This is a genomic window from Rathayibacter sp. AC451 (assembly GCF_979253095.1).
On sequence record NZ_CEEDBD010000001.1, the window covers coordinates 3439703 to 3464752 of the forward strand.

Here is a 25050-nt window from a genome sequence, read left to right on the forward strand (position 1 = left end):
AGAGGGAGGGTCCCCTGCGAGGGCTACTCGATCTGCGGAGAGTCGCTGGTCGAGTAGCCGCAGAGCGGCGTATCGCGACCCGCCGTCACCGGGAGGGTGGATCTCGATACGCCCTCTGCGAGGGCTACTCGATCAGCAGAGGGAGGGTCCCCTGCGAGGGCTACTCAATCTGCGGAGAGTCGCTGGTCGAGTAGCGGCGGAGTGGCGTCTCGAGACCTGCCGCGTCAGAGCAGGGCGTCGGTCAGGTGGTCCGGGGTGCCGAAGCGGTGGGCGGTGATCGAGACGGCCTGCTCGCGGACGAACGGCAGCAGCTCCAGGCGTCCCGACTCCGTGACCGCCCCCGCGTAGACGGCGAGGTCCGGACGGCCGCCGGTGACCGCGGTCACGGTGGAGGCCGGCGCGCCGAGCAGGCGCACCCGGCCCGCTCCGTGCGCACGGACCCGCCGCGACCAGGCGGCGTCGTCCTCCACGACCACGTCGGCGACCGCAGCCGTTGCGGCGGCGACCTGCGGAGGCAGCGACGTCGTGCTCGACACGACCACCGCTCCTCCGACGCCCGCCGCCGCAGCGACGACCTGCACGAGCGAGCCCACCGGCTCGCCCTCGGCCAGGCGCACCAGAACGGGGGAGCCGTACGCGAGCCGCCGGAACACGTTGCGCTCGGCCGCGAGCCCGGTCACGTCGCGGGGCGCGTGCTCCGCGAGCGTCTCGGCCGCGCTGCGCGCCGTCCGCTCGACGGCCTCGGCCTCTGCCGCGGACAGCTCCGCCCGGGCTGCCGCGACGAGTCTCGCCGCGGCAGCAGGCACCTCCGCCGTCGCCCTCGACGCGCGGGGCGTCCACGTGCCGAGTCCGAGCAGGTAGTCCGGCCCGCCCGCCTTGGTGCCGGGGCCGACCGCCGACTTCTTCCAGCCGCCGAACGGCTGCCGCTCGACGATCGCGCCGGTGATGCCGCGGTTCACGTACAGGTTGCCGGCCTGGATACCGCCGAGCCAGGTGCCGATCTCGGCGGGGTCGAGCGCGTGCAGGCCCGAGGTCAGTCCGTAGTCGACCTCGTTCACGAGCGCGATCGCGTCGTCGAGCGTCGGCGCGGTCATGATGCCGAGCACCGGTCCGAAGTACTCGGTGCGGTGGTACTCGGAGCCGCGGCGCACGCCGTCGCGGACCCCCGGGCTCCACAGGCGTCCGGAGTCGTCGAGCTTTCTCGGCTCGAGCAGCCAGCTCTCTCCGGCGCCCAGCTCGGTCAGCCCGCGCAGCAGCTTTCCGGCGGCGGGCTCGATGACCGGCCCCATCCGCGTCGCCGGGTCGGTCGGGTAGCCCACGGTCAGCGAGGCGACGGCGTCGAGCAGCTGCGCGCGGAACCGCTTCGAGCGGGCCACGGAGCCGACCAGCACGACGAGCGACGCGGCCGAGCACTTCTGGCCGGCGTGCCCGAACGCGCTCGAGACGACGTCCTTGACCGCGAGGTCGAGGTCGGCCGAGGGAGTGACGATGATCGCGTTCTTGCCGCTGGTCTCGGCGAGCAGCGGGAGGTCGTGCCGGAACGAGCGGAACAGCTCCGCCGTCTCGTACGCGCCGGTGAGGATCACGCGGTCGACGGCGGGCGAGGCGACGAGATCCGCGCCGAGCTCCTCCTCCGGGAGCCGGAGCAGCAGCAGGGCCTCGCGCGGCACCCCCGCGGCCCAGAGCGCCTCGGCGACGACCGCGCCGCAGCGCACCGTGGGTCCGGCCGGCTTGAGCATCACGGCCGACCCCGCGGCCAGGGCGGCGAGCACACCGCCGGCCGGGATCGCGACCGGGAAGTTCCAGGGCGGCGCGACGAGCGTCAGCTGCGCCGGATGGAACTCCGCGCCGTCGACAGCGTCGAGCTCGCGGGCGCGCTCGGCGTAGTAGTGCGCGAAGTCGATCGCCTCCGACACCTCCGGGTCGCCCTGGTCGAGCGTCTTGCCGGCCTCGGCCGCCATCACCTCGAGCAGGTCCGCCCGGCGCGCCTCGAGCTCGTCGCCCGCGCGGTGCAGGATCCGGGCGCGCTCGTCGGCGGGGACGCGACCCCAGGCGAGCCCGGCCTCGCGCGTCGTGGTGAGCGCCGACTCCAGCTCGGGGAGGGCCCCGATCGTGGCGGATTCGATGCTGTCGATGCCGAGCCGGGAGGAGGGGACGCGCGAGAGGATCGCGTCGGCCCAGTCGCGGTTCGCGGCGACGGAGGGGTCGGTGTCGGGCGTGCTGCGGAAGTCGCCGAAGCCGGGTCGGCCGCTCGCGGCGAAGCGGTCGGGGACGCGGTGCGCCGGCGGGACCGCTCCGTCCAGCGCCGCGACCGAGGCGCGGAACCGCGCCTCCTCCCGGGCGAACAGCTCGGGCTGCGCCTCGAGCTCGAACACCGCCGACATGAAGTTCTCGCTCGACGCGCCCTCCTCCAGCCGGCGGATGAGGTACGCGATCGCGACGTCGAACTCGGCCGGGGCGACGACCGGCGTGTAGAGCAGGAGCGACCCCACGGTGCGGCGGACCGCCTCGGCCTGGCCCTGCGCCATGCCGAGCAGCATCTCGTACTCGACGCCGTCGCGGACCCCGCGCTCGCCCGCCAGCAGCCACGAGTAGGCGACGTCGAAGAGGTTGTGGCCGGCCACGCCGACCCGCACATTGCGGATGCGCTCGGGGTGCAGCGCGTAGTCGAGCACGCGCTTGTAGTTCGTGTCCGAGTCCTGCTTGGTGCCCCAGGTGGCGAGCGGCCAGCCGTGCACCGAGGCCTCGACCTGCTCCATCGGCAGGTTGGCGCCCTTGACCACGCGCACCTTGATGCCCGCACCGCCGCGGGCGCGACGGCCGGCGCTCCACTCCTGCAGCCGGATCATCGCCGACAGCGCGTCGGGCAGGTAGGCCTGCAGCACGATGCCGGCCTCGAGGTCGTGGAACTCGGGGCGGTCGAGCAGGCGGGTGAAGACCGCGATCGTGAGGTCGAGGTCCTTGTACTCCTCCATGTCGAGGTTGACGAACTTCGCCGGAGTCGCGGCTGCTGCGCGGGCGAACAGCGGAGCCAGCTCGTCGACGATGTCGTCGACCGCCGCGTCGAAGGCCCACGGGTTGTGCGGGGCGACGGTGGAGGAGACCTTGATCGAGACGTAGTCGACGTCGTCGCGGGCGAGCAGTCGGTGCGTGCCCTCGAGGCGGCGCTGCGCCTCCTTGCGGCCGAGCACGGCCTCGCCGAGCAGGTTCATGTTGAGGCGGACGCCCTCGCGGCGGATCTTCGCGATCGCGGGGCCGAGCTTCGCGTCGGTCGCGTCGATGATGAGGTGCCCGACCATCTGCCGGAGCACACGGCGGGCGATCGGAACGACGACGTCGGGGAGGATCGGAGCCATCGCGCCGCCCAGGGCGACCGCGCCGCGCATCGGGGCGGGCAGGAACCGGGGCACGCCGCCCGCGATCGAGCGCAGCGCCGCAGCGGCGACCCGGGTGTCCTCGGGGCGGACGACCCCGTCGACGAAGCCGACGGTGAAGTCGAGGCCGGTGGGGTCCTTCAGCACGCCGGCGAGCTGCGCGCCGGACGCGTCGGTGGGGATGCCGGCGGCCTCGCGGAGCCACCGGCGCACGAGCGCGACGCTCGCGTCGACGAGCCGGGGATCCACGGAGTCGGCGGACGGCGCGGTGGTCGCGGCGGGACGTGCGGCGAGGTCGGTCACGGTGGTGCCCTTCGGCTCGTGCGCCGAGGGGTGGGCGGCGTCTCCCCTCAGTATTCGACCGGGTACCGTTGAGCAGAAGCGATCATTCCTGACCGGTACCGGTCAGCTGAGCTGATGAATTGGAGGGTCGCCGTGCTCGACGTCCGCCGCCTGGTCCTGCTGCGCGAGGTCGCCGTCCGCGGCACGCTCGCCGCCGCCGCCGAGGCCCTCGCCTACAGTCCGTCCGCCGTCTCGCAGCAGCTCAGCGTGCTGGAGCGCGAGACCGGAGTGGAGCTCCTGCGCAAGGTCGGGCGGCGGGTGCAGCTCACTCCGCAGGCCGAGATCCTCGTCGAGGCGGCTGGGGAGGTGCTGGCGCTGCTCGAGCGGGCGGAGGCGGCGCTCGCCGCGTCGGGGGAGTCGGTCACCGGACGCGTGCGGGTCGCGGTCTTCCAGTCGGCCGCCCTGGCGCTGATGCCTCGGGCGCTGCGCTCCGCGGCCGAGCGGTTCCCCGAGGTGCGGGTCGAGATGGTGCAGCGCGAGCCGGAGGGGGCGCTGCACGAGACGTGGGCGCGCGAGTTCGACCTCGTGATCGCCGAGCAGTACCCCGGCCACTCGACCTCGTGGCTGCCCGGTCTGGTGCGGGCCGACCTGACCAGCGACGCGATCCGCCTCGCGGTGAGCCGCGACTCCGCCGTGCGGAGCCTCGCCGACGCTCGCGACGAGGCCTGGGTGATGGAGCCGCGCGGCACCGCCAGCCGCCACTTCGCCGAGCAGCTCTGCCGGGTCGCCGGCTTCGAGCCCGACGTGCGCTTCGAGACGGCCGACCTGCAGGCGCAGATCCGCCTGGCCGCCTCGGGCAACGCGGTGGCGCTGATGCCGGACCTGGTGTGGGCGGGCGGCGAGCCGGACTGCCGCCTGCTCGAGCTGCCGGGAGCGCCCCGGCGCACGATCTTCACGGCGCAGCGCGAGGCGGGGCTGGCGACACCGGCGGTGCGGGTGGTGCGGGAGTGCCTGGAGGAGGCGGCGAGCGCGTACGCGTGAGGAGGAGCGCTGCTCCTCCACATCCGCTCGCCGCTGACCGCCTCCACTGATCTCGGGGACCCGGCTGCCCGGATCGCCGGACGCTGCTTCACTGCGGGCATGACATCGGACGGAGAGACCCCTGCGCCGGAGGCGCTGCTCGGTGAGGTGCGCGAGCGCGGGGATCGGGCGGCCGAACTGGCGCGCGCGGCGTCGCCGATCCTGCTCGCCTCCGCGGAGGAGCTGTACGCGGGGCACCGGACGGCGATGGCGCGGCCGGAGTCCTTCGCCCGCGGGCTCGCCGATCCCGCCTCGGACGATCTCGCCGAGCGATCGGTCAGAGCCGAGTTCGCTGTCGCCCTCGGGGTGTCCGAGCGGGCGGTCGCGCGGGAACTCGAGCATGCGGCGCTTCTGATCGAGGACCTCCCGCTCACTCGGGCGGCACTGGCGGCGGCCCGGATGCGCTGGGAGGCGGGGCAGATCATCTGCGCGATCGCGGCGACGCTGCCCGTGCAGTCCCGGCCCACCTTCGACGAGAGCGCCGCCGACCTGGCCGTGGCAATCACTCCGACGCAGCTGCGACGCGCGCTCGCCCGTCTGCGCGAGGAGCTCCACCCGGAGCCGCTCACCGAGCGTCACGCTCGGGCGCGCGAGAACCGTGCCGTGTGGATCACCCCGGAGACCGACGGCATGGCGATGCTGTGCGCGCACTTGCCCGCGACGGTCGCGCTGGGCATGCACAGCAGACTCGACCGCATCGCCCGGACCCTGCGCGACGGCGTCGATCCCGACGGCGCCTCCGGCGACCCGCGGACCCTCGCGCAGCTGCGGGCCGATGCCCTCGCCGACCTCGTCTGCGACGGAGACCTCGTCGACACCACGCCCTCACCCGACCCCGAGACCCGGCGGCGCGCCGTCGTGCCGGGGGTCCGTGCTCAGGTGCGCCTCACGGTCGCGGCGAGCACCGCCCTCGGCCTCGACGACGCGCCGGCCGAACTGGACGGCTACGGGGCCGTGCCCGCCGACTCCGCTCGTGCGCTGCTCGTCTCGACGCTCACGCGGGTGGTGACGGAGCCCGACACCGGCGCCGTGCTCTCGGTCGGGCGCACCCATCGGCTCCCGCCCGAGCGCATGCGGCTCTTCGTGCAGCTGCGTGACGAGACCTGCCGGTTCCCCGGCTGCACTCGCCCCGCCTCATCGGCCGAGGCCGACCACACCGTCGAATGGCGCCACGGGGGTGAGACCGGGCCGCACAACCTGGCCTCGCTCTGCACCGCGCACCACCACGTCCGTCACGGCGACCGCTGGACCTACGTCCTGCATCCTGACGGCACCGCCGACTGGACCACTCCGACCGGTCGGCGGGTCGTCACCCGACCGCCGGGGCTACGCCCTGCCCGCGATGCGCCGCTCGTTCCGCCGCCGGCGTCGCGCCCGTCGCTCGCCGGTGAGGACCCACCGGTTCTCTGACGCGCCTCGAGGCGCGGAAGCGTCCTCCCCTGCTTGCTCGCGGGGCCGAGCCGGCCGCGGGTGCTCGTGGGTGGAGATCCGTCTGCCGCCGGTTTCCGGCTCGCGCCTCACGCCGGCGCGTGCACCAGCTCCGAGACCCGGCGCTTGTACTCGTTGAACTCCGGTGCGGTGACGTCGCGCTCGCCGGTGAGGTCGATGGGCACGATCTCGCTGATGTGCCCGGGGACCCCGTGCGAGGCGCCGCCCGTCATCACGACGACGCGGTCGGCGAGGTAGACCGCCTCCTCGATCGAGTGCGTGACGAAGAGGACCGTGGTGCGCGTCTCGCGGTGGATGCGCTTGAGCTCGATCTGCAGGTCGGAGCGGGTGAGCGCGTCCAACGCGCCGAACGGCTCGTCCATCAGCAGCACCGAGGGCTCGTTGGCGAGGACTCGGGCGATCGCGACGCGCTGCTGCATGCCCCCGGAGAGCTCGCCCGGGTACCGGTCGGCGAAGCGGGTGAGCCCCACCGCCTCGATGAAGCGGTCGGTCACCTCCGGCACGGCCGCCTTGGACAGCTTCTTGCGCCGCGGTCCGTACGCCACGTTCTCGCGCACGCTCAGCCAGGGGAAGAGACCGTAGTCCTGGAACACGACGCCGCGATCGGGTCCGGGCGCCGAGACCGGGGTGCCGCCGACCTCGACGACGCCCTCGGTCGCCTCCTCGAACCCGGCGAGGATCCGCAGCAGCGTGGACTTGCCGCAGCCGCTCGCTCCGACGACGGCTACGAACTCGCCGGAGGGGATGTCGAGCGTCACGTCGGCCATAGCCAGCACGCCGCCGTTCGCCGTCTCGTAGCGCTTGACGAGGTCGAGCACGTGGACGTCCGCAGTGCGGACAGCGGGGGTCGCGACGGTCATCGGGCACTCCTCTTCTTCGAACGGGTCGTCGGACGGGCCGTCGGACGGCTCGTCGGGAGCGCGCTCACCGTCGGCAGCCCCCTCACGAGATCAGCGGCCGGCGGCCGAACAGCAGGCGGAACACCAGCAGCAGCAGCCGGTCCGAGGCGAATCCGGCGATCGCGATGCAGATCATCCCGACCACGATCAGATCGGTGCGCACCACGTCGCGGGCGAGGAAGATCGTCGAGCCCAGCCCAGTGCTCACCCCCGTGGTCTCGCTCAGCACGAGCACCACCCACGCGAGCCCGAGCCCGACGCGCATGCCGTTGACGATCGCGGCCGCGGAGGCCGGCAGCACGACCCGAGCGAGCACGCCCGCGGTCCCGGTGCCCAGCATCCGTGCCGCCTCGATCAGCCGGGGCGGCACCTGGCGCGCGCCGCTGATGGTGCCGAGCACGATCGGGAAGAACGCCGACAGCGTGATCAGGAAGATCGACGCCTGGTCGCCGTAGCCGATCAGGAGCGCCACGAGCGGCACCCACGCGGTCGCGGGCACCGGGCGGAACAGGTTGATGAACGGATCGAACAGCGAGTTCACCGTGTAGTAGCGCCCCATCAGAACGCCCAGCGGGATCGCGAGGAGCGTCGCGAGCGCGAAGCCGCCGAACACGCGCCCGGCGCTCGCCCCCAGATCGGTCCACAGGAGCCCGCTGAACGCGTCGTTCCGGAGCCCGCCGAAGGCGTAGTCGATCAGCGAGACCAGGACGTCGCCCGGGTAGGGCAGGAACGCCATCCGGATGCCGAACGGCAGCTCCCACTCGCCGGCCCGCCCGAACTGCCAGAGCAGGACGAACAGGATCGGCACCGGCAGGCCGAGCAGGAAGGTCCGCAGACCGCCGCGCCCGGGCTGGCGCCGGCGCTTCGTGGTCGAAAGCCGCTCGGTGGCGGTCGAGGGCTCCAGGGTCGTGGTCATCGCGCGGCCGATCAGGACGTCGGCGCGAACGTCGTGTCGACGACGTCCTCGATCGCGGGCGCCTCGTCGATGAAGCCGAGCTCCTGCATCTGGCCCGCGAGCGCCTCGAGCTGGCCCTGGTACTCCTCGGTCAGATCGGAGCGGAGCCAGAAGTTCTCGAGCGCCGACTCGAGCACGTCCTGGTCGCCGCCGAACTCGGCGATCATGTCGGGCAGCCACTCGTCGACGTTCTCGCTCATGTACTCGGTGGTCGCCGCGTGCGTGTCGACCACCTTCTGCACGACCTCCGGCTGCTCCTCGATCATCGCGCCGGTGGTGACGAGCCCGATGTTGACGCGGCCGATCGGAGTCGCGTACGGGTCGGCGATCTCGGTCGCGCCGGCCGCCTCCGCGATCGAGACGCCGATCTCGACGCCGAAGAAGGCGTCGATCGAGCCGCTCGTGTAGGCCGACGCCATCTCGGGCACGGGGATCGTGGTCAGCTCGAGGTCGGAGTCGGTGAGGCCCGCCTCCTCGAGGTAGTAGCGCAGGGCGACCTCCTGGGCGCTGCCCTGGATGTAGCCGACCTTCTTGCCCGCGAGGTCCTCGACGGAGGAGATGCCCTCGCCGCCGAGGAAGCCCGACCCGCCGTCGGCGGCGGAGGCGACGATCGTCAGGTCGCGGTCCTGGGCGACGGAGGAGATGGTCGGGGTCACACCCGAGATCGCGAAGTCGATGGTCCCGGCGACGAGGGCGTCCGAGAGGGCGGGCGTGGTGTCGAGGGTGATCACCTCGAACTCGACGCCCTCCTCGGCGAACTGCTCGTAGAGGAAGGGCTGGTAGAAGTGCGGCTGGCCGCGCAGGGTGCCGACCGTCACGGTGACGCTCTCGCCGCCTCCGTCACCCGAGTCGGTGCCGGCGTCGCTCGCGCCGGAGCAGGCGACGAGCGAGAGGGTGGCGGCCAGGGCGCTGCCCAGCGCGAGGGCGCGGACGGCGGTGCGGGAGGTGGTCGGGCGCATGGGCGGGCTCCGTCGAGGTGGGGGATGGCGCGGCCCGCCGTGCTGTCGGCGGGGCGGCCGGGTCGCCTCCTACTCAACCGCCCGCAGATGCTGGGGGGTTTCTGAGGGGTTTCGGATGTGTAAAACCCGGCCGCGTTCATCGAGGCCACCCCCGTTCGTCACCGCCCCGACCTTCTGGGAGAGGCCTCCGCAGCGCTACGGTCGCGGCATGGAGCAGGCGCGGCGCGGCGAGGTGGTGGCTCTGCCCGTCGCGGCGCTCGTGTTCGCGGCCGGCGCGGCACTGGCGTTCGGTCTGGGCGATGCCCTCGAGGCCGTCTCGGACGAGGCGTTCGCGCTGTCCTGGATCCTCGGCTGGGCGCTGCTGGCGTGGTCGGCCCTGCTCGGCGTCCTCGCCGTCGCGCTGCTCGCCGCGCGGCGACCGCTCTCGCGGGCGGGCCTGGGAATCTGCGTCGCCGCGGTCGCGGTGATCGTGGTCGTCGCGGCGACGCATCCGCTCGTCGGGTCGGGCGCCGGCACCGGCTGAGGCGTCGCGGGTCAGACTCCCCAGTTGACGAAGGGCGCGCGGATGCCCGACACCGTCACCTCGTCCTCCGCCAGCACGCCCACGGTGTGCGTCAGCTCGAAGCCGTCGAGCGTGCCGACCGGTGTGGTGTCGAAGTCGAACAGCCCGGGGGCGCCCTCCTGGACGCTGTCGGGGTGCTCGGCGCGCACCTCCTCGGCGGCGTCGCCCACCGCCACTCCGGCGAGGGTGCTGATCGCGACGTCGCCCACCGCGGGGGCGTTCGCGGCGAGGAGGAAGTCCGGCTCGGGGTACTTCGTCTCCGGACCCCCGGCGTCGTAGACCTCGGTGTCCTTGAAATCGAAGCCGGGCCAGCTCGAGTTCCGGGTGCGGTAGCCCTCGTAGGGGATCTCGTCGGATTCCGCGGGGGCGCTGCCGAAGGCCTCGGTGAGAGCGGCCACCGCACCCGTGCCGTCGCGGTACTCCCACGTGCCCAGCTCGGTGCCGTCGGCGTCGACCAGCGAGAACGAGGTGGGGCCGATCAGCAGGCTCGCGGCGTCCGCAGCGGTGGGCGTCGGGATCGCGGTCGGCGTGGCAGATGCAGTCGGGCCGGCGGTGGGCGTCGCGGTCGATCCCGGTGCGGTCGATCCCGGCGCACCCGTGGCGGAGCCGGTCGGCTCGGCCACCGGATCGGCGGAGGGGGTGCAGCCGGTCAGGCCGGTCAGAGCGGCGAGTGCGGCAGCGCCCAGGAGCGTGCGGGAGCGGAGGTGCATGGCGGAGGACCCCTCGGGAGCGGACGACGGAGGCGCGGACCGTCCCCCTGACCTCATCCTCGGTCCTGTCGCGGAGAAGTCGGCACCGGATCCCGTAACGATCCGGTGCATCGGATCCCGTAACGATCCGGTGCATCGGATCCGCCGTCCACCCCTGTCGCTGCGAGCGGGCACGCGGTCGACTGGCTGCGGCTCGCGCTCCGCGGGCACTGCGAGGAAGAAGGACCGCATGACCACCTGGCTCATCACCGGCTGCTCCACTGGACTCGGGCGCGCGCTCGCACAGGCCGTCCTGGCGCACGGCGACAGCGTCGTCGTCACCGCGCGCGACGTCGACTCCGTCCGGGACATCGCCGAGCCGTATCCCGGAACCGCGCTCGCCGTCGCCCTCGACGTCACCGACGAGGCGCAGGTCGCCGCCGCGGTCCGTGCCGCCGAGGAGCGGTTCGGGCAGGTCGACGTGCTCGTCAACAACGCCGGCTACGGCTACCGCGCGGCCGTGGAGGAGGGCGACGAGGACGACGTGCAGCGCCTCTTCGACACGCAGCTCTTCGGCTCCGTGCGCACGATCAAGGCGGTGCTGCCCGGGATGCGCTCGCGCCGCTCCGGCACGATCGTGAACCTCTCGTCGATCGGCGCGCGGATCTCGCCGGAGGGGTCGGGCTACTACGCCGCCGTCAAGGCGGCGATCGAGGCGCTGACGCTCTCGCTCCGCAAGGAGGTCGCGCCGCTGGGGATCCGCGCCTTCTCGGTCGAGCCCGGCGGCTTCCGCACCGACTTCGCGGGGCGCTCGCTCACGCAGTCGGCCGAGCCGATCGCCGACTACGCCGAGACGGCGGGCAAGCGCCGCAAGGAGCACGACACCGTGCACGGCACCCAGGCGGGCGACCCGGAGCGGGCCGCGGCCGCGCTGATCCGGGTCGTCGGATCGGAGTCGACCCCGTCGCTCCTCCTGCTCGGCAACGATGCGCAGGACGCGTTCCGCGCCGCACTCGACGCGCTGCGCGCGGACGCCGACGAGTGGGAGCAGCTGAGCCGGAGCACCGACTTCGACTGACGGAGCAGCGGCTCCGAGCCGGCAGAGCCGTCAGCCCGTCGCCTCCGAGAAGGGGAGGACGAGCAGGGTCGAGGTGGCCGTCGCGACCAGGCGCCCCTGGGAGTCGGTGACCCGCGCCTCGGCGAACGCGACGCGCCGGCCCGGCTTCACGACCGTGCCGATCGCGAGCAGCTCGCCGCTGTCGCGGTGCACGCCGCGGAGGTAGCTGACCGTCAGGTCGAGCGAGGTGTAGCCGACTCCGGCGGGCAGCGTCGACTGCACGGCGCAGCCCGCGGCGGAGTCGAGGGCCGTGCAGACGAAGCCGCCGTGCACCAGCCCGATCGGGTTGTAGTGCGACTCGTCCGGTCGGCAGCGGAAGACGACGCGGCCCTCCTCGACCTCGGCCAGATCGGTGTTCATCAGCGCGGTGATCGGCGGGGGCGGGATCGTGCCGTCCTTCATCGCGCGGAGGTGATCGAGTCCGCTCATCCGCCTCGCCGCCTCCGCCGTGGCCATCGGATCGTGCCAGGTGATCGTCCTGCTGCGCTGGTCGCTCATGCTCGTCCCTCCTCGCCACGTCGTCGTGGGTCGCGATCGCACCCTACGCCCGCGACCGCGCCGCTACGCCGACTCGCGTCGGACGAACTCCGTCGCCAGCTGCACGTGGGCCGGCTGCTCGCCGTCGATCTCGGCGAGCAGCAGCCGGGTCATCTCGCGCGCGATCCGCTCGAACGGCTGGCGCATCGTCGTGATCGCGGGAGTCGCAGCGCTCGCCGCGGGGCTGTCGTCGAAGCCGCCGACCGCCACGTCCTCGGGCACGCGACGGCCCGACGCGAGCAGCACGGCGATCGCGCCCGCGGCCATCCGGTCGTTCGCGGCGAAGACGGCGTCGACGCCGGGGGAGGAGTCGAGCAGCCGGGTCATCGCCTCGGCGCCGCTGCGCTCGGACCAGTCGCCGTACTCCACCCGTCCCGCCGCCCCCTCGCCGAGCGCGTCCCGGTAGCCGTCCACCCGGAGGGAGGCGCCGAGGCGGTCGTCCGGCCCGGCGATCATGACGGGGCTGCGGCGGCCGAGGCTCAGCAGGTGCTCCGTCATGCGGCGGGCGCCCTCGCGATCATCGGCCGCGACCCAGCCCGCGCCGCCGCCGCGGCGGTCGGGAGTGCCGCAGCAGACGACGGGCATGCCCGCGGCGCGCAGCTCGTCGAGGAGGGTGAGGTCGCGGCTCCACGACACGAGCATCACTCCGTCGATCTGCCCGGTGCCGAGGAAGTCGAGGGCGTGCCGCTTCGAGGCGTCGTCGGCGGCGAGGAGGAGGACCATCGCGTGGCCCTGCTCCGCCAGCGCCTTCGAGACGTGGGTGAGCAGGACGGCGACGTTGGGGTCGGCGAAGAGGCGCTCGACGTCCTCGCCGAGCACGAAGGCGATCGCTCCGGCGCGGCGGCGGCGCAGGCCTCGGGCATGGGCGTTGGCCCGGTAGCCCGTGCGCCGCACGGCCGCGTCGACGGCGCGCTGCGCGTCGGGACTCACCCACTTGCCGCCGTTCAGTGCGCGCGAGACGGTGCCGCGGGAGACGCCGGCGGCGGCGGCGACGTCGTCGATGGTGGGGCGCCGCGGAGGATCGCCGACGGGGGTCATCGCCCCAGTGTAGGCACCGGGCGCACTCCTGGAAACGATCACAGTCACCGCGCAGTCATCGGCACGGCTGGCGCCACCGAATCGGGCTTTCGACACTGGGAGCGATGACAGCTAGCCTGACCGGGCACCCGCCGCTCACCGCGGGCAGCGAGCCGATCCGAAGGAGCATCAGGGATGACCGACCGCGCCGACACCGCCGACCGTTCCGACACCGCCGGCACCGGCACCGCCGCCTCCGCTCCGGGGGCTCCCGCCGAGACCGCCACCGTCCGGCACGTCCCGTGGGAGCGCGAGCGGCACGAGCCGCCGATGAGCACCGTCGAGGACCCGCACTCCCGCTACCGCCTCACCGATCGGTCCGTCCTCCGCGACGGCCGCCCCTTCGTCCCGGTCTCGGGCGAGTTCCACCTCACCCGCGTGCCGCGCGAGCGCTGGGAGGAGCGCCTGCGTCTGATGCGCGCGGGCGGCGTGAGCGTCGTCGCCTTCTACGTCATCTGGATCCACCACGAGAGCGTGCGCGGCGAGCGCCGCTTCGACGGCGACCGCGACGTGGCCGCCTTCGTCGACCTCTGCGCCGCGATCGGCCTCGACGTCGTGCTGCGCATCGGGCCGTGGGCGCACGGTGAGGTCCGCAACGGCGGCTTCCCCGACTGGGTGCAGGAGGCGCCGGTCGCGCACCGCACCGACGACCCGGAGTACCTCGCGCTGGTCGAGCCCTGGTACGCCGCGATCGGCGAGCAGCTCGCCTCCCGCTGCGGTCCCGACAGCCCGGTCGTCGCGATCCAGCTCGAGAACGAGCTCTACGACCAGCCCGAGCACTTGCGCACTCTGAAGCGGATGGCGCGCGCTGCCGGTCTCTCGGCTCCGATCTGGACCGCGACCGGCTGGGGCGCCGCGGACCTGCCGACCGACGAGGTCATGCCCGTGTTCGGCGGCTACCCCGACGGCTTCTGGCTCGATCACGACCAGCCGTGGGACGACACGTTCCGCGAGCACTTCTTCTTCTCGCACGTCTGGGACGACCCGGGCATCGGCGCCGATCTGCGGCAGGGCGTCGCGCTCGAGGCGCCGCGCACCCCGTCGGAGCTCTATCCGGCCGCGACCTGCGAGCTCGGCGGCGGCATGGCGCTCGCGTACCAGCGCCGCCCGCGGGTCGAAGCGCTCGACGTCGCCGCGGTGGCGCACGACAAGATCGGCAACGGCTCCGCCTGGCAGGGCTACTACATGTTCGCCGGCGGCCGGAATCCGGGGCCGGACCTGCAGGAGTCGCAGGCGACGGGCTACCCGAACGACATGGCCGTCTTCGACTACGACTTCCGCGCGCCGATCGGAGCGACGGGCCGCACGTCCGCGAGCTTCGGCCTGCTGCGCCGTCAGCACGCGATGCTCGCGGCCTTCGGCGAGACGCTCGCCGAGATGCCGTCGAGCCTGCCCGACGTGCGGCCGGAGGGGGTGCGCGATGCGACGACGCTGCGCTGGGCCCTGCGGAGCGACGGCACGAGCGGTGTCGTCCTCATCACCTGGCACCAGCCGCACGAGCCCCTCGCCGATCACCCGGGGGTGCGCTTCGAGGTCGTGCTGGAGGAGCGGACCGTGCTCTTCCCGGCCGAGCCCGTGCGGATCCCGGTCGGCACGATCGCGCACTGGCCCGTCGGGCTCGTGCTCGGCGGAGTCGAGCTGGAGTGGGCGACCGCGTCGCTGCTCACGGTGCTCGAGGGCGAGCGGCCGACGCTGGTGCTCGTCGCCGAGGAAGGCGTCGCCCCCGAGCTGCGCTTCGCGGACGGGACGGCCCTGATCGTCGACGGCACCGCGGTCGACGGTGCCGCGGTCGACGGTCCGCTCCTCCGTCTCGACGGCGACGAGCCGGTGCTCGTCACCGCCGACGGCGCACTCGACGTCCTCGTCCTGCCCGCCGCGATCGGCGCCGAGGCCTGGGCGCTCGACGGCGACTCGGGGGTGCGGCTCGTGCTCAGCGCGGAACCGCTGTGGACGGACGCCGACGGGCGGCTGGTCTCGGACGGCGCCGCCGTGCGCCCGGCACCGCGCGAGTACCGCGACGGGACGTTCGTGGCGGCGACCGGCTCCGTCGACGCCCCGGCGGACGCGCCGTCGGTGCGACCCGTGGTCCTCGAGGAGCTGCGCCCGGCGGGCTCGCCGCCCGCGTCCTACGGCGGTCGCGACGGCCGCGCCGCGGCGCCCCGCGACTCCGACTTCGCCGCCCACGCCTCGGCTCACCGCCTCGTCCTGCCCGACCCGTCGGCGCGGGCCGTCCGGCGGGAGCTCGAGATCGACTGGGCGGGCGACGTCGCCCGGGTGCTCGTCGACGGCGTCCTGCGCGCCGACCGCTTCTGGAACGCCGACGGCTGGGTCCTCGACCTGGACGACCTGGGCGTCGGCCCCGACTCGGAGGTCGTCGTCGAGATCCTGCCCCTCGCGCGCGGCGCCGAGGTGCGGCTCCCGGACGACGCCGAGGCCCTCCGCGGGGCGTCGGAGGAACCCCTGCACGAGCTCGGCGCGGCGCGGGTGGTCGACGTCTTCCGGTGGACGCAGGCCTGAGCGGAGTGACGCGGGGCCTGCCCACACACGATCGTCGATATTATCCGTTCATGACGACAGAAGCAGCTGCTGTCCTGAAGGATGCGCGACAGCGGTCCGGTCTGCAGCAGGCTGAGCTCGCGGCGCGGGCCGGAGTCCCTCAGAGCATGATCAGCGCCTACGAGAACGGACTGCGCGAGCCGACGCTGCCGACGTTGCGCCGCCTCCTCTCCGCAGCCGGATTCGGGCTCGCCCTCGCCCTCGAGCAGGATCCCTCCTCCCCGGCGCCGCTCTCCGGTCCCGTCGGTCGGCGGGTGCGGCAGCGGCGTGCGCAGATGAGGCGGGTGCTGCGCGACCGCGGCATCGTCGGGGCGCGGATCTTCGGCTCGACCGCCCGCGGCGACGACCGCTCGGACAGCGACGTCGACCTGCTGATCGAGGTGCCGGCAGGGATGGGGCTCCTCGCGCTGCTGTCGCTCCAGCACGAGCTCGAAGACATCGTCAGGGCTCCGGTCGACCTCGTGCCGACCGACGGTCTCAAAGAGCACCTGCGTCCTGCGGTGGACACTGATTCGATCCCGCTGTGAGCCGGGAGCCGCTGCACCGCCTCGAGGACGTCCTCGTCGCCGTCTCCGCGATCGAGGACCATCTGTCCCGCGGAGATCTGGACGACGGCCTCGTCTTCGATGCTGTGCGGATGCGCCTGGTCGAGATCGGCGAGGCGGTGAAGGATCTGCCCGCCGATCTCCTCGCCACCGAGACAGGAGTGCCCTGGCGCGAGGTCACGGGAATGCGCGACCGGCTCGCACATCGTTATTTCGACACGACCCACGCGGTCGTGCGGGCGACGGTCGACTCCGAGCTCCCCGCCCTGCGGGCGGCGGTCGAGCGGCTGATGTCGACAGCCGACCCGAGCAGCACCTGACGCCCGCTCAGGCCGCGAGCATCCGCTCCGCCGTGCGCAGCGACAGCGCCATCGTGGCCAGCGCCGGGTTCGCGATCAGCGCGCTCGGGAAGACCGAGTTGTCGCAGATCCAGAGGTTCGGCACGTCGAAGCTGCGGCCGTCCGGATCGACCACCGCGTCGGCCGCATCGGACCCCATCCGGCACGTGCCGAGGGTGTGCGCGGTGCGGGCGAGCACGCGCGTGCTCGTCGCTCCTGCCGCCTCGACGATGGCGGTGAGCGTGCGGATCGCGTGCCGGTCGATCGCCTCCTCGTTCGTGCCCGGTGAGAACGAGATCAGCGCCTTGGGAACGCCGTGCTCGTCGAGTTCGCCGGTCAGCTCGAGGCGGTTGCCGTCCGACGGCAGGCACTCGGCGTTGATCCCGACGCCCGCCAGGAACCGGTAATCGTCGAGCGCGCCCATCAGGTCGCGCCCCCACAGCCCGCCGCCGCGCACGAGGGTCGTGGCGAGGGTGAGCGGCATCACGCCCAGGCTCTGGACGAGGTACCCGCCTGCGAAGTCGGCGTCGGCCGGCCGCACGGTGTCCTCCGAGATGACGGAGGAGGGGTAGCCGCGGTAGCTGCGCATCTCGTTCTCGAAGGTGCCCCAGACCTGCACCGCCCCGTGCGCGAGGAAGTTCCGGCCGACCTGGCCGCTGCTGTTCGCGACTGCCGTGTGCAGCAGCAGGCGCGGCGTCTCGACGCCGCCGGCGGCCAGCACGAGGGCGGAGCAGCGCTGCCGGCGCTCGACCCCGTCCGCGGTGTAGAGCACAGCGCTCACGCGACCGGCGGCGTCGAGCTCGATGCCGTGCACGAACGAGTCCGCCCGGATCTCGGCACCGGCCCGCACCGCCGCGGGCAGGTACGTCGTGTCCATGCTCGCCTTGGCGCCCGTGCGGCAGCCCTGGTGGCACTGGCCGCAGCCCACGCATGCGGGACGCTCGCCGTGGTCCTGCTGGTGCCTGCTCTCGCTCAGGACCGCCGCCGGGGCGTCGACCGCCCGCATCCCGAGCTCTGCGCAGCCGCGCAGCATCATGTCGGCGGACGCGTTGCGGTCGACGGGACCCTGCAGATAGCGCCGCGACGGGTCCCACGGGTAGTCGGCGGGCCCCGAGACTCCGATCGTCGCCTCCACCCGCTCGAGGTACGGGGTGAGCTCGGCGTGCGCGATCGGCCAGTCGCGGCCGAGGCCCGACTCCGTCCGCAGCAGCAGGTCGCGCGGGTCGGGGCGCGGAGTGAAGGCGCCCCAGTGCAGCGTCGATCCGCCCACGCCGCGGCCGCTGTTGTTCGGGCCGAAGGCGGTGGGAGCGTCGCCCCCGCTCAGGCGCTCCTGCATCCAGTTGATCTCGGTCGCCACGGTCTCGTCGGACGTGTGACTCGTCGCGTCGAGGTTCGGGCCGGCCTCGAGGGCGACGACGCGCAGGCCCCGGGCGGCGAGGGTCGCGAGCAGCGGGGCCCCTCCGGCGCCGGTGCCGACGACGACGACGTCGACCGTCTCGTCGAGATCGAAGCGGCGCATGCCGGTGGTGTTCATCGCGGGCTCCTCGCCGTCGGCTCCCAGTCGTCGCGCTGATCCGCACCGAGGGAGCGGAAGCCCGTGAGGGGGAGGGTGTCGCCACCGGAGGCGTAGCCGTCGTAGCCGACGCGCGCCATGCTCGCCGGGTGGGCGAGCCACTGGCGCACGAGGTCGACGCGGCAGTCCTCGAACCAGGCGGCGAGCTGCTCCGGAGTGAGGGTGCCGGTGGGGCCGGAGCCGTCGGCGACCGCGGTCAGCAGAGCGTCCTGCTCCGCAGCGGGGAGCGACGCGAGGGAGGCGAGCGCGTCGAGCCCGTGCGCGTACGCGATCGGGTCCGCGGGCAGTGCGGCGTTGCGCCAGCCGTCGCCGAGACCGTCGGCCAGCTGCGTGTCGACGCGGGCGGCGAGGTCGATGCGGCCCGGCCGGTCGTCCTGCGGCACCACCCGGTCGGCCACCGCCCGCAGCGTCGCGAGCCGGTCGTCCGAGAGGGAGCGGGGCGCGTACCCCGGATCGTCGGCCAGCAGGCGCTGGGCGAGCAGGGCCCGCACGCGGGTGCTGGTGCGGGCCGAGGCGATGACGCGGGAGACGTCGGTCGGCACGGCGGGACCGGTGCCCGCCCGCTCGAGCCAGAACGCCCGGATCGCCGCCCCGGCAGACGGCGTGCCCGCCTCGAGGGTCAGCGTCGGCACGGCGGCCGGGACGTCGTCCTCGGCGTTCGCAGGGTCCTCCCGGGCGCCGGGGAGCAGCACGAGCCCGGCGAGTCCGAAGAGCCCCGATCGTCCCGAGAGCGTGCGGGAGGCGACGACCGAGGCGGTCCGCGCCGCTCGGCCCCCGCCCGCGATCATCCATCGGGGCGAGCCGTGCTCGCGGATCGCGCGGATGACCGCGGCAGTGGTCGCGGGCGCCTCGAGGGCGACGACGTCGACGTCCGCGGCGAGCTCCTCCGTGAGACGGCCGACTCCCGGGACGCCCGGATCGAGCACGACGAAGAGGGTGGCGCGCGCGAGTGCTGCGCTCGAAGGCATGGGGCTCCTGGTGGGGTGGGAGGGGGTGGGGGATCCGAGGCGGACCGCTCGCTCACCCGGACTCTCATGCGACCACAGTCCCGCCGTTCGCGTCGGCACTTGCGGACGGCCCCGAGTCGTGCCAGGGCGGTCGGCTCCGAGTCGTGCCGGGCGCAGGAATCGGAGTGCCCCGGAGGGGTTCCGACGATCCGAGGAGGACGGACCGGGCGCCCCGCGGCACCCTGGGGGCATGACCTCGCGGATGATCGACCCCTCCGTCCCCCCGAGCGGCCCGGGCTGCGTCGAGTGCGAGCGGACCGGCTCGTGGTGGCTGCACCTACGCCGGTGCGCGCGGTGCGGGCACATCGGCTGCTGCGACGACTCGCTGAACCGGCACGCCACCGCCCACTGGCGTGCGACCGGCCACACGGTCATCCAGAGCTTCGAGCCCGGCGAGGACTGGTTCTGGGACTTCGGCGCCGACGACTGGACGGCGGGTCCGCGCCTCGCCGACCCGCAGAGCCGTCCGGCGGGGCAGAGCACTCCGGGGCCGGCCGACCGCGTGCCGCGCGACTGGCAGGAGCGCCTCGCGGAGCGCGGCTGAGCCCGGGTGCGCGGGGCCGCGGGCTCACGCTTGCTCGAAGCCGTCCAGAGCCTCCGCCTCGGCGATCCGCAGGCGCATCTGCCGGTAGCGGTGGAACTGGTAGACGCCGTGCAGCACGGCCAGCAGGAGGGCGGCGGCGATCCCGGCCGCGATCGCGCGCGACTCGTCTCCGCCTCCGACGGCCAGGGCCAGGGCCGCTCCCGCTCCGGCGACGATCGAGTTCACGACGCCGATCGCCGACGACATGGTGAAGAAGATGCCGCGCCAGCTGCGCCTCCGGCCGATCTCGAGCAGCTCGTTCGGAGCATGCGGGCCGCGCGGCATCGTGAAGTAGCTGCCGGCGCCCGGCAGCAGGGTGCCGTAGTAGCGGCGGATGCGCTGGATCGCCGTGAGCGCGGCGATGTCCTCCATCGAGGTCTGCACGAGCCGCTCGTAGGTGAAGACGCCCAGCAGGACGACGACCGGGATGATCACCGCCAGGAATCCGAGCGCGTACGGGGTGGGCGCGAGGAAGCCGAACGCGACGAGCGAGCTCGACAGCATCGTCAGGTAGAGGGACGCCCTGCTGCTCGACTCCGTCACGGTGATGCCCCTGGCGGACTCCAGGACGAAGTGCTCGGTGACCAGCGCGGTGAGGAACGCGGCGGGCCGGTCGGGCAGCGACGCGGCCGACACCGCCGCCTCGGACAGCGGGTCCGACGGCGGCTCGTCGACGCGATCGCCCGAATCGCGGTTCACGACGTCTCCTGCAGGTGGCGGTGGGCGAAGGTCACGGCCATGGCGCCCTCGCCGACCGCGGAGGCGACGCGCTTGACCGAGCTGCGGCGCACGTCTCCCGCCGCGAACGACCCGGGGACGCTGGTCTCGAGGTAGAACGGGGCCCGCTCGAGCGGCCAGTCGGCCGCCGCGTGGTCACCCGTGAGGTCGGGGCCCGTGACGAGGTACCCGGAGGCGTCGCGGACGATCCCGGTCCCCTCGGCCCAGGAGGTGTCGGGCGCGCCGCCGATGCAGACGAACAGGTGCGAGGTGGCGAGGGCTCTGCGCGCACCGGTCGCGGTGCTCTCGACGTCGATCGACTCGAGTGCCGCGTCGCCGTGCAGAGCGCTCACCCGCGAGTCGAGCGCGACCGTCACGTTCGGCTGCCGGACGACGCGGTCGGCGAGGTACGACGAGAGGCTGTCGGCCAGATCGGGCCCGCGCACGAGCATGGTGACGTGCCGCGCGTGGGCGGCGAGGTTCATCACCGCCTGGCCCGCCGAGTTGCCGCCGCCGACGACGACCACGTCCGCGCCCTCGCAGAGCGGCGCCTCGCTGGTCCCGGCTCCGTAGTAGACGCCGACGCCGAGGAGCTCGTCCTCGCGGTCGAGGCCGAGTCGGCGCCACTCGATGCCGGTGGCGCAGATGTTCGAGCGGGCGACGACGGTCGACCCGTCGGCGAGCCGGGCGTGGATCCGGTCGTCGGCGAAGCGCGCCCGGATCCCCTCGCGCATCATCAGCAGCTCGGCGCCGAAGTCGACGGCCTGCTGCCGGGCGCGCTCGGCGAGGTCCGCGCCCGCGATGCCGTGGGGGAAGCCGAGGTAGTTCTCGATGAGGCTGCTGTAGCCGGCCTGCCCGCCGATCGCGGACCGCTCCAGGACCACCACCCGCAGCCCCTCGGAGGCGGCGTAGACGGCGGCCGAGAGGCCCGACGGCCCCGCTCCGTAGATCGAGAGGTCGTACTCGGTGAGCCTCGGTGCACTGATCCAGCCGAGCCGGGCGGCCACCTCGGCGATGCCCGGGTCCCACGCCCGCGTCCCGTCCGGGAAGACGACGAGGGGGAGGGCCGCCTCGGCGAGCGGCCTGCCCGCGACGGCCAGGCACTGCTCGTCGGTGTCCAGCGGCGACCAGGTGAACGAGACGACACTGCGCGAGAGGAAGTCGCGGATCTCCCACGCGTCCCGGCTCTCGCGCCGCCCGTACAGGCGGACCTGCGGCAGCCTGGGATCGAGCGCCGAGCGGCCCGGAACCGGTGTCGTCACGAGGCCCGCCGCCGCTCGTGGCCGCCGCGGAACCGCATCAGCTTCAGGCACAGGTGCAGCGCGCTGCGGGCGAGGCCGTCGTCGAGCGCGGCCCGGACGGTGGGCGGCAGGTTGTCCAGCCGGTAGTAGAGCGTGGTGCGGTGGATGTGCAGGATCGCGCACGCCTCCCGCACGCTGCCGCGCACGTCGAGGTAGGCCTCGACGGTCTGCCGCTGGACGTCGTCGCCCTTCTCGAGCAGCGTCGCCGCGGCGGGCGACAGCACCGCGAGCTGGGAGCTGTCGGCGGCGACGGAGGACAGGAGCACCCAGGCGCCGAGGTCGGCGATGTCGCCGCGGTCGCGGCCGTCGGGCAGCGAGCTGACGATGCTCGCCGCGAGCGAGGCGTGGTCGGCGGTCGGTCGGAGATCGTCGTCCTCCCGCCGATGGCGGGCCGAGCCGATGGCGAGGACCCGCGCGCCGTGGCGGTGCGCCTCGGCGCGGAGCACCGCGTCCGTCTCGTCCGCCGGGCCCGCTCCCGGCTCCTCGGTGCCGACGAACAGCAGCATCCCCCGCTCGTCGCCCAGGAGCACCAGGCCGGTGGAGGGGGAGGCGTCGAGACGGTGCGCGAGCGACGCCCTCCGCAGTGCTCCGCCCGCACCCTCCAGCAGCACGGCGCGGACGACGGTGCGCTGATCGCGGCGCAGCCAGTGGCGCTCGACGGCCTCGGCGAACGCCGCCCGGCGCCGTGCCTCGTCGGGCGCCAGCAGATCCGAGAGCAGCTCAGCGCGCCGCGAGGTCCCGGGGGTCGGGGTCGACGGGCTCAGGATGCGGCGGACCGTGTCGACCGCCGCGCCGATGAGGGAGTAGTGCTCGGGAGTCAGCGGCGGCAGCTGGTCCTGCCCGACGCGGAGGACCGCGAGCCGGCCGCGGGGGTCGCTGACCGGGAACACGCAGCGCCGGGCGTCCGGCGCGCCGAGGCGGAGGGGCTCCTCTGGGACGAGCGACGGCGGGCGCTGACCGCTCGGGCGCCCGGTGCTCGCGGCGAGGACGCGGGCGCGGGCGTCCTCGATCGCTATCGGCCGGCCGAGTGCTCCGGCGAGCTCGTCGACCACGTCCTGCAGGGTCATCGGCCGAGATCCGGAGGAGGGGTCATGCGGCGATCCTCGTGGACGGTCCCCTCCGCTAGCGTGACCCTTCCAGGGCCCCCTTCGCTCCCGTGCCGGACGTCACGCGCTCAGGCGTCGAGGGTCCACTTCGGTCGGACCCAGTGGCACGTGTAGCCGCCGGGGTGCTTGCGCAGGTAGTCCTGGTGCTCCTCCTCGGCGTCCCAGAACTCGCCCACCGGTTCGACCTCGGTGACGACCGGACCGGGCCAGCGGCCCGACGCGTCGATCTCGGCGATGGTCTCGCGGGCGACCCTCTCCTGGTCGGGGGACAGGAAGAGGACGACGGAGCGGTACGCGCTGCCGATGTCGTTGCCCTGGCGGTTCCTCGTCGTGGGGTCGTGCACCTGGAAGAAGAACTCGAGCAGGTCGCGGTACGGGAGCTGCTCGGGATCGAAGTCGATCTCGACCGCCTCGGCGTGGTCGCCGTGGTGGCGGTAGGTCGCGTTCGGCGTGCTGCCGCCGGCGTAGCCGGCCCGGGTGCCGAACACACCGGGCATGTCGCGGAGGAGCTCCTGGAGCCCCCAGAAGCAGCCGCCGGCGAGGATCGCGCGCTCCTCGGCCATCAGGCGCCGACCCTCGGGTCGTGCGCGGGAGCCTCGCGAGGCAGGGAGGTCGCTGGGAGCAGTGGATCGGTCATGGGAGCAGTCCATCACGGACGAGGAGGCGCCGGTGCGCGTCGGAGGACACTCCGAGCAGCTTCGTCCCTGGCCCTCCGACAGCCACGCTCGGGCGAGGGCCGCTCGTTACCGTGAGGGGCGTGGACGACGGACCGGATGTGCCGCGGGAACAGGGCCGAGCCCTGCCCGCCCCGTGGGCGGAGCAGCCCGCGGTGCTGCTCGACCGCCACCTCCGGGTGCTGTCCGCGACCCCTCTCGCGCAGGCCCTCTCCCCCCACTTCCTCGAGGGGGCCGATCTCGCCCGCTCCACCTTCCTCGACGCGCTCGCGCTGCAGGACCTGCCCTGCTGGCGGGACGCTGCGGAGCAGGTGACGGCGCTGCTGAGCGCCTCGCTCGATCGGCACGACGGCGATCGGGAGTTCCGGAGCATCGTGGGGGAGCTCTCCGTCAGCAGCCCCGCCTTCGCCGCGGCCTGGGCGCGCGACGCTCCGGCGCGGGAGAGCGGATCCGTACGCTTCCGCGGCACCGCCGTGGGCACCGTCCCGCTGGACTACCGCCTGCTGCGTCCCCCGCAGGACGACGAGTGCACGCTGCTCCTGTTCGAGCCCGCCGACGCCGCCGCTCGGCGCGCACTCGAGCGTCTCGCCGTCACCGTCCGGGAACCGCCGCGTTCGGGGTGACGTGCGCCTCCGCTCGGCGAGCAGCGGGCCGGAGCGACGCGAAGTGGTCGACCGCTGCGGCGGCGGGAGACCCCGCTCGGGCGAGGTAGGTCACGACGAAGCGGCCCGGCGCCACTGCGGATTCGAACGTCTGCATGTCGAAGTCGAGCCACCCGAACGGGGCGACGTCGATCCGCAGCGCCCTCTGCGTGATCGGCCGGACCTCGTACTCGGCCCAGACCGACCGGAAGAGCCGGTAGCGGACGGAGCACTCGCCGACGATCTCCTGCAGGCGCGCGTCGTCGGGATCGCTGTAGAACCGCAGGGCCGCGATCAGCTCGCGGAAGATGCTGTCCCACACCTGCAGCTGGTCCTCCGGGATGCCGTCCTCTCGAGCGCTCGCGTACCCCTCGGCGACCGAGAGGAGCAGGTTCGCCCCCGGCACTCCCTTCTCCGGGGCGATGCACCGCAGGAGGTCGTTCGTCGCCAGCACGTCGAGGTTCCGGTCGAACGCGAACGCCGGCGTCATCGGCCAGTGCTCCAGCAGCGCCTCCATCGACGGGTGAGAGCGCGAGGAGGCGGCCCGCGGAGGCAGCGGCCTGGCGACCCGGAACAGGTAGGAGCGCTCGAACTCGTCGAGATCGAGCGCCTGGGCCAGAGCGCCGAGCACCTGGTCCGAGGGCGTGATGTCGTGACCCTGCTCGACGCGGAGGTAGTAGTCGCGGCTGATCCTGGCGCGGTCGGCGACCTCCTCCCGGCGCAGACCTGGGACCCTCCGCCGGGTCCCGGCGGTCGTCAGCCCGATCCGCTCCGGTCGCAGCGCCGCACGCCTGGCGCGGAGGAAGTCGGCGAGGGGAGTGCGGCTGCTCATCGTCTGACTCCGTCGGAGGATCCGCCGGAACGAGCGGCGGGCGGCTGGGGGCGACCCGATCCGCCTGCTCCGCGATCGCGCTCTCGGCTCGAGCATCGACCGGCGGGAGGACGGCGCCGGGTCGGCTCCAGTATGGCTCCCTCCGGCCCGATCGTGAGAGCGCTCCCGTCCAGGAGTTGCACCACCCGCAGCGGGCG

Annotated in this window: 23 protein-coding genes; 9 read left to right on the forward strand and 14 right to left on the reverse strand. The window is 73.8% G+C overall.

Annotation, left to right across the window (positions count from 1 at the left end):
- Positions 1 to 224: 224 nt before the first annotated feature.
- On the reverse strand, positions 225 to 3677 hold the full coding sequence (locus tag AC0CID_RS16410; protein WP_465227664.1) for a bifunctional proline dehydrogenase/L-glutamate gamma-semialdehyde dehydrogenase: 3453 nt from the start codon (positions 3675 to 3677) through the stop codon (positions 225 to 227).
- Positions 3678 to 3809: 132 nt separating this feature from the next.
- On the opposite strand from AC0CID_RS16410, the gene AC0CID_RS16415 reads away from it, so the two are divergent.
- Together AC0CID_RS16415 and AC0CID_RS16420 are read left to right on the forward strand one after the other, a co-directional pair.
- A complete protein-coding gene (locus tag AC0CID_RS16415) occupies positions 3810 to 4697 on the forward strand; it encodes a LysR family transcriptional regulator (RefSeq protein WP_207407438.1) in 888 nt (295 codons plus the stop codon).
- Positions 4698 to 4796: 99 nt separating this feature from the next.
- Positions 4797 to 6146: an HNH endonuclease signature motif containing protein gene (locus tag AC0CID_RS16420; RefSeq protein WP_465227665.1), complete on the forward strand. Its 1350-nt coding sequence runs from the start codon at positions 4797 to 4799 to the stop codon at positions 6144 to 6146.
- A 107-nt stretch (positions 6147 to 6253) separates the two neighbouring features.
- Here AC0CID_RS16420 and AC0CID_RS16425 read toward each other — a convergent pair whose 3' ends face one another.
- The 3 genes from AC0CID_RS16425 to AC0CID_RS16435 all read right to left on the reverse strand — a co-directional run bounded on the left by AC0CID_RS16425 (position 6254) and on the right by AC0CID_RS16435 (position 8998).
- The gene (locus AC0CID_RS16425) at positions 6254 to 7045 is read right to left on the reverse strand and encodes an ABC transporter ATP-binding protein (RefSeq protein ID WP_465227666.1); all 792 of its coding nucleotides are present in this window, start codon (positions 7043 to 7045) and stop codon (positions 6254 to 6256) included.
- A gap of 82 nt (positions 7046 to 7127) precedes the next feature.
- On the reverse strand, positions 7128 to 8000 hold the full coding sequence (locus tag AC0CID_RS16430; RefSeq protein WP_465227667.1) for an ABC transporter permease: 873 nt from the start codon (positions 7998 to 8000) through the stop codon (positions 7128 to 7130).
- Between the two features lie 11 nt (positions 8001 to 8011).
- Positions 8012 to 8998, reverse strand: coding sequence for an ABC transporter substrate-binding protein (locus AC0CID_RS16435; protein ID WP_207407421.1), 987 nt, complete (start codon positions 8996 to 8998; stop codon positions 8012 to 8014).
- Between the two features lie 208 nt (positions 8999 to 9206).
- On the opposite strand from AC0CID_RS16435, the gene AC0CID_RS16440 reads away from it, so the two are divergent.
- A complete protein-coding gene (locus AC0CID_RS16440; protein ID WP_465227668.1) occupies positions 9207 to 9521 on the forward strand; it encodes a hypothetical protein in 315 nt (104 codons plus the stop codon).
- Between the two features lie 11 nt (positions 9522 to 9532).
- Here the strand turns inward: AC0CID_RS16440 and AC0CID_RS16445 are convergent, their stop codons facing one another.
- A complete protein-coding gene (locus AC0CID_RS16445) occupies positions 9533 to 10270 on the reverse strand; it encodes a hypothetical protein (RefSeq protein WP_465227669.1) in 738 nt (245 codons plus the stop codon).
- Positions 10271 to 10499: 229 nt separating this feature from the next.
- Between AC0CID_RS16445 and AC0CID_RS16450 the strand changes: the two genes are divergently transcribed.
- Positions 10500 to 11327 (forward strand): oxidoreductase, encoded by an 828-nt coding sequence (locus tag AC0CID_RS16450; protein WP_465227670.1) that lies wholly within the window; start codon positions 10500 to 10502, stop codon positions 11325 to 11327.
- 30 nt (positions 11328 to 11357) lie between these two features.
- On the opposite strand, the gene AC0CID_RS16455 is transcribed toward AC0CID_RS16450, so the two are convergent.
- Complete coding sequence (locus AC0CID_RS16455; RefSeq protein ID WP_465227671.1) at positions 11358 to 11864, reverse strand: PaaI family thioesterase; 507 nt, start codon at positions 11862 to 11864, stop codon at positions 11358 to 11360.
- Between the two features lie 63 nt (positions 11865 to 11927).
- The gene (locus AC0CID_RS16460) at positions 11928 to 12941 is read right to left on the reverse strand and encodes a LacI family DNA-binding transcriptional regulator (protein ID WP_465227672.1); all 1014 of its coding nucleotides are present in this window, start codon (positions 12939 to 12941) and stop codon (positions 11928 to 11930) included.
- 174 nt (positions 12942 to 13115) lie between these two features.
- Here AC0CID_RS16460 and AC0CID_RS16465 point away from each other — a divergent pair, with 174 nt between their 5' ends.
- From AC0CID_RS16465 to AC0CID_RS16475, 3 genes are read left to right on the forward strand one after another with little or no spacing between them, the layout of a single operon-like run.
- Positions 13116 to 15497, forward strand: a complete 2382-nt coding sequence (locus AC0CID_RS16465; protein ID WP_465227673.1) for a beta-galactosidase — start codon at positions 13116 to 13118, stop codon at positions 15495 to 15497.
- 50 nt (positions 15498 to 15547) lie between these two features.
- Positions 15548 to 16063: an XRE family transcriptional regulator gene (locus AC0CID_RS16470; RefSeq protein WP_207407430.1), complete on the forward strand. Its 516-nt coding sequence runs from the start codon at positions 15548 to 15550 to the stop codon at positions 16061 to 16063.
- Complete coding sequence (locus tag AC0CID_RS16475; RefSeq protein WP_465227674.1) at positions 16060 to 16401, forward strand: HepT-like ribonuclease domain-containing protein; 342 nt, start codon at positions 16060 to 16062, stop codon at positions 16399 to 16401. The genes AC0CID_RS16470 and AC0CID_RS16475 overlap by 4 nt, the downstream gene beginning before the upstream one ends.
- A gap of 7 nt (positions 16402 to 16408) precedes the next feature.
- Here AC0CID_RS16475 and AC0CID_RS16480 read toward each other — a convergent pair whose 3' ends face one another.
- Positions 16409 to 17953: a GMC family oxidoreductase gene (locus AC0CID_RS16480; protein WP_465227675.1), complete on the reverse strand. Its 1545-nt coding sequence runs from the start codon at positions 17951 to 17953 to the stop codon at positions 16409 to 16411.
- On the reverse strand, positions 17950 to 18960 hold the full coding sequence (locus AC0CID_RS16485; RefSeq protein WP_465227676.1) for a gluconate 2-dehydrogenase subunit 3 family protein: 1011 nt from the start codon (positions 18958 to 18960) through the stop codon (positions 17950 to 17952). The genes AC0CID_RS16480 and AC0CID_RS16485 overlap by 4 nt, the downstream gene beginning before the upstream one ends.
- 229 nt (positions 18961 to 19189) lie before the next feature.
- Between AC0CID_RS16485 and AC0CID_RS16490 the strand changes: the two genes are divergently transcribed.
- Positions 19190 to 19543 carry a UBP-type zinc finger domain-containing protein gene (locus AC0CID_RS16490; RefSeq protein ID WP_465227677.1) on the forward strand — a complete coding sequence of 118 codons (354 nt, stop codon included), beginning with the start codon at positions 19190 to 19192 and terminating at the stop codon, positions 19541 to 19543.
- Positions 19544 to 19567: 24 nt separating this feature from the next.
- On the opposite strand, the gene AC0CID_RS16495 is transcribed toward AC0CID_RS16490, so the two are convergent.
- The 4 genes from AC0CID_RS16495 to msrA form a co-directional block, all read right to left on the reverse strand.
- A complete protein-coding gene (locus AC0CID_RS16495; RefSeq protein WP_465227678.1) occupies positions 19568 to 20281 on the reverse strand; it encodes a hypothetical protein in 714 nt (237 codons plus the stop codon).
- Positions 20278 to 21561, reverse strand: a complete 1284-nt coding sequence (locus AC0CID_RS16500) for an NAD(P)/FAD-dependent oxidoreductase (protein WP_465227679.1) — start codon at positions 21559 to 21561, stop codon at positions 20278 to 20280. The genes AC0CID_RS16495 and AC0CID_RS16500 overlap by 4 nt, the downstream gene beginning before the upstream one ends.
- On the reverse strand, positions 21558 to 22667 hold the full coding sequence (locus tag AC0CID_RS16505) for a PucR family transcriptional regulator (protein ID WP_207406891.1): 1110 nt from the start codon (positions 22665 to 22667) through the stop codon (positions 21558 to 21560). The genes AC0CID_RS16500 and AC0CID_RS16505 overlap by 4 nt, the downstream gene beginning before the upstream one ends.
- A gap of 107 nt (positions 22668 to 22774) precedes the next feature.
- Complete coding sequence (gene msrA, locus AC0CID_RS16510) at positions 22775 to 23269, reverse strand: peptide-methionine (S)-S-oxide reductase MsrA (RefSeq protein ID WP_465227680.1); 495 nt, start codon at positions 23267 to 23269, stop codon at positions 22775 to 22777.
- Between the two features lie 194 nt (positions 23270 to 23463).
- Between msrA and AC0CID_RS16515 the strand changes: the two genes are divergently transcribed.
- Positions 23464 to 24003: an MmyB family transcriptional regulator gene (locus tag AC0CID_RS16515; RefSeq protein WP_465227681.1), complete on the forward strand. Its 540-nt coding sequence runs from the start codon at positions 23464 to 23466 to the stop codon at positions 24001 to 24003.
- Here AC0CID_RS16515 and AC0CID_RS16520 read toward each other — a convergent pair.
- The gene (locus AC0CID_RS16520; RefSeq protein ID WP_465227682.1) at positions 23972 to 24853 is read right to left on the reverse strand and encodes a helix-turn-helix domain-containing protein; all 882 of its coding nucleotides are present in this window, start codon (positions 24851 to 24853) and stop codon (positions 23972 to 23974) included. The two genes, AC0CID_RS16515 and AC0CID_RS16520, sit on opposite strands and share 32 nt — an antisense overlap.
- Positions 24854 to 25050 lie beyond the last annotated feature (197 nt).

Coding starts and splice junctions, on each gene's coding strand:
- AC0CID_RS16480 (WP_465227675.1), bottom strand. CDS start 17,953: ATGAACACCACCGGCATGCGCCGCTTCGATCTCGACGAGACGGTCGAC.
- AC0CID_RS16490 (WP_465227677.1), top strand. CDS start 19,190: ATGACCTCGCGGATGATCGACCCCTCCGTCCCCCCGAGCGGCCCGGGC.
- AC0CID_RS16430 (WP_465227667.1), bottom strand. CDS start 8,000: ATGACCACGACCCTGGAGCCCTCGACCGCCACCGAGCGGCTTTCGACC.
- AC0CID_RS16425 (WP_465227666.1), bottom strand. CDS start 7,045: ATGACCGTCGCGACCCCCGCTGTCCGCACTGCGGACGTCCACGTGCTC.
- AC0CID_RS16440 (WP_465227668.1), top strand. CDS start 9,207: ATGGAGCAGGCGCGGCGCGGCGAGGTGGTGGCTCTGCCCGTCGCGGCG.
- AC0CID_RS16505 (WP_207406891.1), bottom strand. CDS start 22,667: ATGACCCTGCAGGACGTGGTCGACGAGCTCGCCGGAGCACTCGGCCGG.
- AC0CID_RS16520 (WP_465227682.1), bottom strand. CDS start 24,853: ATGAGCAGCCGCACTCCCCTCGCCGACTTCCTCCGCGCCAGGCGTGCG.
- AC0CID_RS16460 (WP_465227672.1), bottom strand. CDS start 12,941: ATGACCCCCGTCGGCGATCCTCCGCGGCGCCCCACCATCGACGACGTC.
- AC0CID_RS16435 (WP_207407421.1), bottom strand. CDS start 8,998: ATGCGCCCGACCACCTCCCGCACCGCCGTCCGCGCCCTCGCGCTGGGC.
- AC0CID_RS16450 (WP_465227670.1), top strand. CDS start 10,500: ATGACCACCTGGCTCATCACCGGCTGCTCCACTGGACTCGGGCGCGCG.
- AC0CID_RS16485 (WP_465227676.1), bottom strand. CDS start 18,960: ATGCCTTCGAGCGCAGCACTCGCGCGCGCCACCCTCTTCGTCGTGCTC.
- AC0CID_RS16420 (WP_465227665.1), top strand. CDS start 4,797: ATGACATCGGACGGAGAGACCCCTGCGCCGGAGGCGCTGCTCGGTGAG.
- AC0CID_RS16470 (WP_207407430.1), top strand. CDS start 15,548: ATGACGACAGAAGCAGCTGCTGTCCTGAAGGATGCGCGACAGCGGTCC.
- AC0CID_RS16455 (WP_465227671.1), bottom strand. CDS start 11,864: ATGAGCGACCAGCGCAGCAGGACGATCACCTGGCACGATCCGATGGCC.
- AC0CID_RS16465 (WP_465227673.1), top strand. CDS start 13,116: ATGACCGACCGCGCCGACACCGCCGACCGTTCCGACACCGCCGGCACC.
- msrA (WP_465227680.1), bottom strand. CDS start 23,269: ATGGCCGAGGAGCGCGCGATCCTCGCCGGCGGCTGCTTCTGGGGGCTC.
- AC0CID_RS16445 (WP_465227669.1), bottom strand. CDS start 10,270: ATGCACCTCCGCTCCCGCACGCTCCTGGGCGCTGCCGCACTCGCCGCT.